Genomic DNA, 8,516 nt, shown 5'->3' on the forward strand with positions numbered 1-8,516 from the left:
CCAAGCGCTAGAACTAGGACCGATCGTGACATCAAACATTCTCGAAATGCGCCGCATCACCAAAACTTTTCCGGGCGTCAAAGCGCTCCAGGACGTTTCCCTGGAAGTGGTCCGCGGACAGGTGCACGCGATTTGCGGCGAGAACGGGGCGGGAAAGTCCACTCTGATGAAGGTTCTCTCCGGCGTTTATCCGGCCGGTTCCTATGAAGGGGAAATTCGCTTCGAAGATCAGCTCTGCCAGTTCAAGGACATCAAAGGATCCGAGGCGGCCGGCGTCGTCATCATCCACCAGGAGCTGGCCCTAAGTCCATACCTTTCGATCGCGGAGAACATTTTCCTGGGCAATGAGCAGGCCAGGCATGGGTTTGTGGACTGGAACAAGACCAACTTGGAAGCCTCCCGGTTGCTGGCCAGGGTCGGTCTGAACGACAATCCCATTACCAAGATCACAGATCTGGGGGTGGGTAAGCAGCAACTGGTCGAGATTGCCAAAGCCTTGTCCAAGGACGTCAAACTGCTGATCCTCGACGAGCCCACCGCGGCGCTCAACGACGAGGATTCCGCGCACCTGCTGTCCCTGATCAAACATCTTCGGGAGCAGGGCACAACGTCCATCCTCATCAGCCACAAGCTCAACGAAATCAAGGCGGTTGCCGACAAGGTCACGATTCTCCGCGATGGCCGGACCATCGAGACGCTGGACATGCACGCTGATGAGATCTCGGAAGAGCGCATCATCAAGGCCATGGTGGGTCGGGACCTGGACAACCGATATCCGGACCACGCTCCGCGCATCGGTGTCGAAATCCTGAGGGTGGAGGATTGGACCGTCCATCACCCGGTGGACCAGAGCCGCCAGGTGGTCAAGCAGGCCAATCTCCACGTCCGTGCCGGAGAAATCGTCGGAATTGCCGGACTGATGGGTGCCGGCCGCACCGAACTTGCCATGAGCATCTTCGGGCACAGCTACGGCACCAGGATCACCGGCCGGATATACAAGAACGGCAAGGAGATCCGGACCAACACCGTCTCGGCCGCCATTAAGAACGGCATCGCCTATGCCACTGAAGACCGCAAGCACTACGGCCTGAACCTGCTCGACAACATCATGCGCAACGTCTCCGGAGCCGCCCTGGACAAGATTTCGCGTTGGGGTTGGGTGGACAGCAACAAGGAAAATATCGTCGCCGACGGTTATCGAAAGAGCATGAACGTCAAGGCGGCAACGGTTGCGGCCATCACCGGCAAACTGTCGGGCGGCAATCAGCAGAAAGTGGTTCTTTCGAAGTGGATGTTCGCCAACCCGGATGTCCTCATCCTCGATGAGCCGACGCGGGGAATTGACGTGGGGGCCAAGTACGAGATCTACACCATCATCAACAGGCTTGCGGATGAAGGGAAAGGGATCATTGTTATTTCCTCGGAACTGCCGGAACTGCTTGGAATCTGCGACAGAATCTACACCCTCGCCGAGGGCCGGATCACTGCCGACATCCCGCGCGGGAAAGCCACAGCGGAATATCTCATGCAATTCATGACTCAAGAAAAGGTCCAGGACGCCCGATGATCGCTCTTCGCACCGCCCTCAACTACCTCGCCGGCCAGCTTCGCCAGATCGGCTTGTTCATCGCCCTGATCGTGATCATCCTGTTCTTCCAGGTCACAACCCACGGAATCACCCTGGCTCCAATCAACGTATCCAACCTGATCGTCCAGAACAGCTACATCCTGATTCTGGCCGTCGGCATGGTTATGGTGATCATCGCCGGCCACATCGACCTCTCGGTGGGTTCCGTCGTCGCCTTCGTCGGCTCCATGTCCGGCGTCATGATCACCCAATGGCACCTGCCCTGGTGGCTCGCCATCGTTCTGTGCCTGGCCCTCGGCGCCGTCGTGGGCATGTGGCAGGGATTTTGGATCGCCTACTTCGGCATTCCAGCCTTCATCGTCACCCTGGCGGGCATGCTCACCTTCCGCGGCTTGACCCAGATTGCCCTGCAGAACCAGCAGATCTCGCCCTTCCCCGACGCCTTCCGCGCCCTCGGCAGCGGGTTCCTCCCGGACCTCGGCGGAGGAACATCGGCCCTCGAACCGCTGACGGTGATCCTCGGCGTCGTCGCCGCCGCCGCTCTCGTGTTCCAGGACCTGCGCCAGCGCGCGGAACGCCGCAAGCACAACCTGGAAGACGAGCCGCTGGCCTGGTTCGTCGCCAAGCTGGTCTTCACCGCGGCCCTGATCCTACTGATCACATATCTGCTGGCGGGCTACCGTGGTACTCCTGTAGTGCTCATCGTCCTTGGCCTGCTGACGGTTATCTACTCCGCGGTGATGACTAATTCCGTGTGGGGCCGTCATATTTGCGCGATCGGCGGTAACCGCTTCGCTGCCGAACTGTCCGGAGTCAAGGTCAAGCGTGTCACCTTCACCCTATTCATCAACATGGGTGTCCTGGCCGCGCTGGCCGGACTGGTCTTCACCGCCCAACTGAACCTGGCCAATCCCAAAGCTGGAGACGGCTTTGAGCTCGACGCCATTGCCGCCGTGTTCATCGGTGGTGCTGCCGTCACGGGAGGCATCGGTACCGTCATGGGTGCCATCATCGGAGGCCTCATTATCGGCCTGCTGAACAACGGCATGTCCATCCTCGGCGTCGGAACGGAGTATCAGCAATTGATCAAGGGCCTGGTACTGCTGGCCGCCGTTGCCTTCGACGTCTTCAACAAGCGCCGAGTCGGGGCCGTGCGCCGCAGCAAACGGCGTGAGGCTGCCCAAGAGGCCAAGCCCCGTCCCAAGGAAACCGTCGGCGTGTAGAGCCGTCGGCAGACCCTCAGGTGGGGTCGGTAGAATCTGGCCCATGATTGACTGGAATGGTTCCGTGGCGCCCGGAGGCGGTCGGTGAGCGCACCCGCCTTCCCCGACGTGCGCCAGCCAGTCGGCGCGGTGGCACGCCTGCTCCATGGGAGCTGGCGGGCTATGCTGCGGGCGCCGTTTAGTTGGTCTTACCTGGTCGCGCTTTGGGTACTCGGCATTATTTCCCCCGGTATCCTGATCCGCGGCCACATCGTACTGGGGGCACGCGACGTCCAAAGTTTGTACGCCGTCTCCGCCGGCAATATGCTCACCCACTGGTGGTCACTGCTAACCTCCGCTTTCTGGGCCGGGACGCCCGGCGGCTATAGCGCCGCAACGCTCCTGGTCGTGCTGATCGGCATACCGGTGGAGTACCGGATGGGCACCCGACGATTTGCCGCAGCTTCCGGGGCAACCCACTTCCTGGGCATCGTCGGAGCCATCGCCTTTTCCTGGTCCTTCAGTGGCTTGATGGGCAGCTGGTCCGAGATGCTGCGAACCCACGCCTATCTGGGTCCCAGTGCTTTCGTCTTTGGAGCCGGGATGGTCGCGACCGCATCGATGGGCACTTTGTGGCGCCGACGTCTGCGCCTTTTCACCATGGCCTTGCTGATCCTGCTGGCACTGTACAGCGGATCCTTCCCCGACGTCGTCCGTCTTGCCGCGGCTGGTGCCGGCCTGTTGCTCGGGCCGCTCTTTTTCGACCGATACCCCCACCCGGCCCTGCCAACCAGCTCACGCCGCGAGGCACGGGTCCTGATCGCCATCGTCCTCGCTGCCTCAGCCGTGGGGCCTGTGCTGGCGGGGCTCCTGCCGCACCCCGTGGGACCCCTGTCGGTGCTGCAGTTCCTGTTCACCAATATCCAGCCCGTGGATCCAGAAACCCTGCAGACGATGTGCTCCGACCCGACCCAGATCCAGGATTGCGCGGCGGTCCACTTTCAGCTGCGTGCCGGTGCCGGCGGCATCTTTATGTCCATCCTCCCGTCCGTCCTGCTGCTGCTTGCGGCGGATGGGCTGAGGCGGGGCCGCCGTTTTGCCTGGCATCTCGCCCTCGTGCTCCAGGGCTTGCTCGCCGCTCTGGCCGGCACCTTCATCGTTCGCTTCCTGCTGCCTCGCGGCGCCGACAGGGCTCCTGGTGAAATCATGGGCGGGGTGGATCTCAACCGATTCCATCACCCGCTCAGCATCGTGCTCCCGCTCCTGCTCCCGGTCATCGTGTTCGCGGCGCTGGTCGCAACCCGGGGGCTCTTCACCGTTCCGGCACCAGCACGCACCTACAGCCGGCTGGGCCTCGTGCTCATCGGAGTCGCAGCCACACTTGCGGGAGGCTATATTTTGGCCGGCCTGCAGCTTTCCGGCGGCTTCGCCCCCGCTCCCGGACTGGCGCAACTGCTGGCCGATGTTCCCGACCGCTTCCTTCCGCTGGGTTACAACTTCGACGTTCCGCCGGCCTTCTTCCCCCAAAGTACACCGGCTGTGCTGCTTTACGAGGGCATCGGTGTTCTGTTCTGGGCCGTCGCAGGCTGGCTGCTCCTGCTCTCTTTCCGCCGGCCAGCCCGGACCGGACACAGCCGGGACAAGGACCGCGCCGGGGAGCTGTTGCGCCGAGCGTACGGCAGCGACATAGCCTACATGACGACCTGGGACGGCAACAGCTACTGGTTCTCCCCTGACGGTCAAGGCTTCATCGCCTACCGCGTGCTCTCCGGGATCGCCCTGACCCTCGGCGGCCCGATCGGTCCCACAGAAGCTCAGCGGCAGTACATAGAGGACTTCACGTACTTTTGCGGGGTCAACGGCTGGAACCCCTGCCTCTACTCCGTAACCAGCGACGTCGAAACCGCGGCCCGCGCCCTTGGCTGGGGATCAGTGGAGGTAGCTCAGGAAACGGCTTTGGACCTCAACAACATCGCCTTCACCGGCAAGAACTTCCAGGACATCCGGACCGCGCTGAATAAGGCTGCCAAGCAGGGAATCCGGGCCGAGTGGACCACCTATCCTGGCGCTCCTTTGGCCATTGTTGACCAGATCCATGCGATTTCCGAGGAATGGGTGGCGGACAAAGAGATGCCCGAGATGGGCTTCACTCTCGGCGGCATCGAGGAAATCAACGATGTCGAAGTAAGGTGTTTGCTGGCCATCGACGACCAGCACACCGTGCACGCGGTAACCTCCTGGCTGCCGGTGTACCGCGGCGGAGAAATCCGGGGCTGGACTCTTGACTACATGCGCCGGCGCAGCACCGGCTTCCGCTCCAGCATGGAATTCCTGATCGCTTCGGCTGCCCTCACCCTCAAGTCCGAAGGGTTCGAGTTCATCAGCCTCTCAGGTGCTCCGCTGGCACGGGTCAAGTCCGTGGGAAGCCCAGTCCCGAGCCAAGGTTCGGGTGCGCTGGACCGGCTGCTCGATTGGCTGGGCGCGACGTTGGAGCCGGTGTACGGCTTCCGTTCGCTGCTGGCCTTTAAAGCGAAGTTCCAGCCCCGCTACCATCCGTTGTACATGGTCTACCCGGACGCGGCCGCCCTGCCGAGCATCGCCAATGCCATTACCCGCGCCTACCTCCCAAAGGTCTCCATCCGGCAGCGGCTCTCACTGGCCAAGAGAATCCTGCGCCCGCAACGCAGTCACCGAAAGGCCTCACAGCCATGATCCGTCCCCCGAACGAGAACCTGCTGCGGCTCAAACCGCTGCTGCGGGCCGCGCCCGTCCTCGCCACGGTGCTTGTCTGCGCCGGCTGCACCGCATCGCAGGCAGCGACGCCGGAACCCGCGCCGTCCGGAGCAGCACACGGTCAGGCGTCATTCTCGACGCGCACCCCGGCTGGCCCGACAACAACTGCTGCCACCCCCGCGCCAACCAGCGCGGCGGCGGACCAGGTTGTGGTGATCGGGGATTCACTCAGTACGGGATACGGCACCAGCCCGGACACGGCCTGGCCCGCCCTGCTGGCGAACACATTCAAGACAGGCAGTCATCCGCTGGACATGGTCAACGCCTCGGTCAATGGAAGCGGCTACGTCAGCGCGGGCGACGGCGGCGCCACTTTCCTCTCCGAGGTCACCGGGGCCGTGTCAAGACAAACTAAAGTGGTGTTGATCTTCGGCTCCGAAAACGACATTGGAGCCGACAACAACCAACTCACGAAGGCCACCGCGGATACCTTTGCCGCCGTGAGGGCCAACGCGCCCGAGGCGGCGATCGTCGTCGTCGGGCCGCCTTCCTACACCGACAACCCGGAACCGGCCCGGTTACAGGTCCGGGACCAGGACCGCGCCGCAGCACAGGCAGCCGGAGTCCTCTACATCGATCCAATCGAGGAACACTGGATTATGGGTAACGCGCAGGCGCTGATCGGCCCGGACGGTGACCACCCGAGCGCCGAAGGCCAGCGTTACCTGGGAGACAAAATGGAGGCGATCCTGCGCTCCGTGCTGCCATCCTGACCGCAACGGCGGACAGGCCAAGCGATGGTCGCCAACTGCAAGTCAGGGCCGCTTCCATGGCCGGCCGTGGTCTCCAGGTCTCCGAAACATAACTCCCCCGTTGCCCATAATCCTCACAATCATTCGCCGTTACATGGTGTGGTGCTTTGGTTGATGCCTTTCAGCTGATGCTCAGCGGGGATCCCTATGCTGGGGCTGGACCGGGGTAACGCCCGTCGGTCTGTTTTGTTTTCGTGGTCAGCGTCCTCGTTTGTAAATGTCCTGTGCGGCGATATGCTCTATTACTTGGATTCGGAAGGGCGCTGTGCGTCATTGGATTGACCATGTCAGTTTGCTGGCTGGGTGGTTACCCTCGACTGTCTTCCTGGTGGGTGTATTGGCGCTGGCATTCCTGCTGGTGCGTCGATCCTGGCGGTGGTGGGTCTTTAATTTATTGGCCGCTGGCGCGGGCGCGGGCCTGACGGTATTGCTGGGCTGGGCCGTCATCCATGTCTGGTACGTCTGGCCTGAGGACCTTCCGGCGGAGGTCCTGGTATGGGTCGGTGTCGCTGTATGGGCGGTGTTGTTGGCCGGTGGCACAGTGGTGGTGCGGGCCACTCTCCGGCATCGCCTTGGAGCGCCGGTTGCCGCCGCCTTGGTGGTTGCGTTGGCAGCGTCGCAGGTGAACGCCTACTTCGGCGCGCTGACCAACCTCGGAGACCTAATCCACGGTCCGCCGACCGTGACCGCGGGTATTTCGAGATTCTTGGCCAAGAAGCCCGGAGCTGACCCCTTTCGTGTGGCGCCGGTAAGTCGGAGCTGGCATGCCCCGGCACAAATGGCCCACAACGGGACCCTGCGCCAAGTAGTGATTCCGGGAACTGTTTCCGGCTTCCATGCCCGCAAGGCATTGGTATACTTTCCACCGGCCTATCTGCTCGCGCACCGGCCTGCGTTGCCGGTGCTGGTGCTCATTTCCGGTCAACCTGGTGGTCCCTCCGATTGGCTTACCTCAGCCGACCTTCCACAGGCTCTGGACGCGTTTGCCGCAGCCCATCATGGGTTGGCCCCGGTGGTCATCATGCCGGATCCCAACGGTGCTAACGCCGGTAATACGATGTGCATGGATTCCCGTCTGGCCCGCGCCGATACCTATTTGTCCGTCGATGTGCCGCACTGGATCACCTCGACCCTGGCAGTGGATCGCAACACCGAGCATTGGGCCGTCGGCGGTTTCTCTTTCGGCGGGACGTGTGCGGTTCAGATGAGCACCCGGCACCCGCACCTCTACCCCACATTCGCCGCCATGTCCCCGGAACGGGAGCCGGCGCTGACCGCGAACCGGCAGCGCACCATCGCGCTGGCATTCAACGGCAACTCTGCAGCCTTTAATGCCGAGTTGCCGCTGACCCTACTGGCCAACCACAAATATCCCGGGGTTCGGGGCTGGTTTTCGGCAGGTGAGTCCGACCACGTATACACCGACAACGTCCACGTTTTACACGCGGCAGCGCAGAAAGCCGGCATGCGAACCACCGTGACGGCAGTGCCCGGTGGACATTCGTGGCTCATGATAACGCAGACATTACCGCTGGCCCTGAACTTCCTGGCCAAGCCGTTGGGCCTAACCAGCCAATAAGATGCTGCCCGCGGCCCTGTCCATGTACGCCGCGAAGACGACGGTACGATTCCCAAGGGTGCGGCGGCAGAATTTTGCTGTAGCCACGGAACCGTTGCCGGCGGCTGAAGTAGCTAATCTCGTTCGGGTAGGTGAAGCACAGGGCGCAGGACAACGACCACCTGAAACGACTGGAAACTTGGCCTGACGCTGATGCTGTCGCGTTGGAGGTAACGTGGGCGTATGGCCTTGGAGCTAACTTCGTTGTCACCGATGCAGACCCTCGGTATCCCCGTGGCTCTGGTGGGGTCAGTCTTTCTGGCCCTCGGCGCACAGTTCCAGCACCGGGGCGTCAACAAGGTAGAGGCCGCGAGTTCGACAGACGCCCGAAACGGCCTTCGTTCCGGCCAACTCCTGGCCCTGGTCCGCCGACCATCGTGGATCGCCGGTACGCTAATGCTCGGCCTGGCGATCCTACTTCAGCTGATCAGCCTCTTCCTTGCACCCCTCACCGTGGTCCAACCGCTGGGAGCCGTGGCACTGGTCATCACTGCAGTGGTGAACGCGCGCGCCACGAAAACACGGCTCAGCGCCTCCACGATCCGTGCCATCACATTCTGCGT

General features: G+C 62.5%; 6 protein-coding genes. All 6 read left to right on the plus strand.

Annotation, left to right across the window (positions count from 1 at the left end; genetic code table 11):
- Nucleotides 1-46 precede the first annotated feature (46 nt).
- Nucleotides 47-1,567, plus strand: a complete 1,521-nt coding sequence (mmsA, locus tag IV498_RS08075; protein WP_442951320.1) for a multiple monosaccharide ABC transporter ATP-binding protein — start codon at nt 47-49, stop codon at nt 1,565-1,567.
- The gene (gene mmsB, locus IV498_RS08080; protein ID WP_269046048.1) at nt 1,564-2,811 is read left to right on the plus strand and encodes a multiple monosaccharide ABC transporter permease; all 1,248 of its coding nucleotides are present in this window, start codon (nt 1,564-1,566) and stop codon (nt 2,809-2,811) included. The genes mmsA and mmsB overlap by 4 nt, the downstream gene beginning before the upstream one ends.
- A gap of 84 nt (nt 2,812-2,895) precedes the next feature.
- Nucleotides 2,896-5,502 carry a DUF2156 domain-containing protein gene (locus tag IV498_RS08085; RefSeq protein WP_269046049.1) on the plus strand — a complete coding sequence of 869 codons (2,607 nt, stop codon included), beginning with the start codon at nt 2,896-2,898 and terminating at the stop codon, nt 5,500-5,502.
- Nucleotides 5,499-6,296, plus strand: coding sequence for an SGNH/GDSL hydrolase family protein (locus IV498_RS08090; protein ID WP_269046050.1), 798 nt, complete (start codon nt 5,499-5,501; stop codon nt 6,294-6,296). The genes IV498_RS08085 and IV498_RS08090 overlap by 4 nt, the downstream gene beginning before the upstream one ends.
- A 304-nt stretch (nt 6,297-6,600) precedes the next feature.
- On the plus strand, nt 6,601-7,914 hold the full coding sequence (locus tag IV498_RS08095) for an alpha/beta hydrolase (RefSeq protein ID WP_269046051.1): 1,314 nt from the start codon (nt 6,601-6,603) through the stop codon (nt 7,912-7,914).
- A gap of 222 nt (nt 7,915-8,136) precedes the next feature.
- The coding region (locus tag IV498_RS08100; protein WP_269046052.1) for a DMT family transporter at nt 8,137-8,516 on the plus strand (380 nt) is incomplete at its 3' end.

This window comes from Paenarthrobacter sp. Z7-10 (assembly GCF_026932795.1).
Classification (GTDB): domain Bacteria; phylum Actinomycetota; class Actinomycetes; order Actinomycetales; family Micrococcaceae; genus Arthrobacter_M.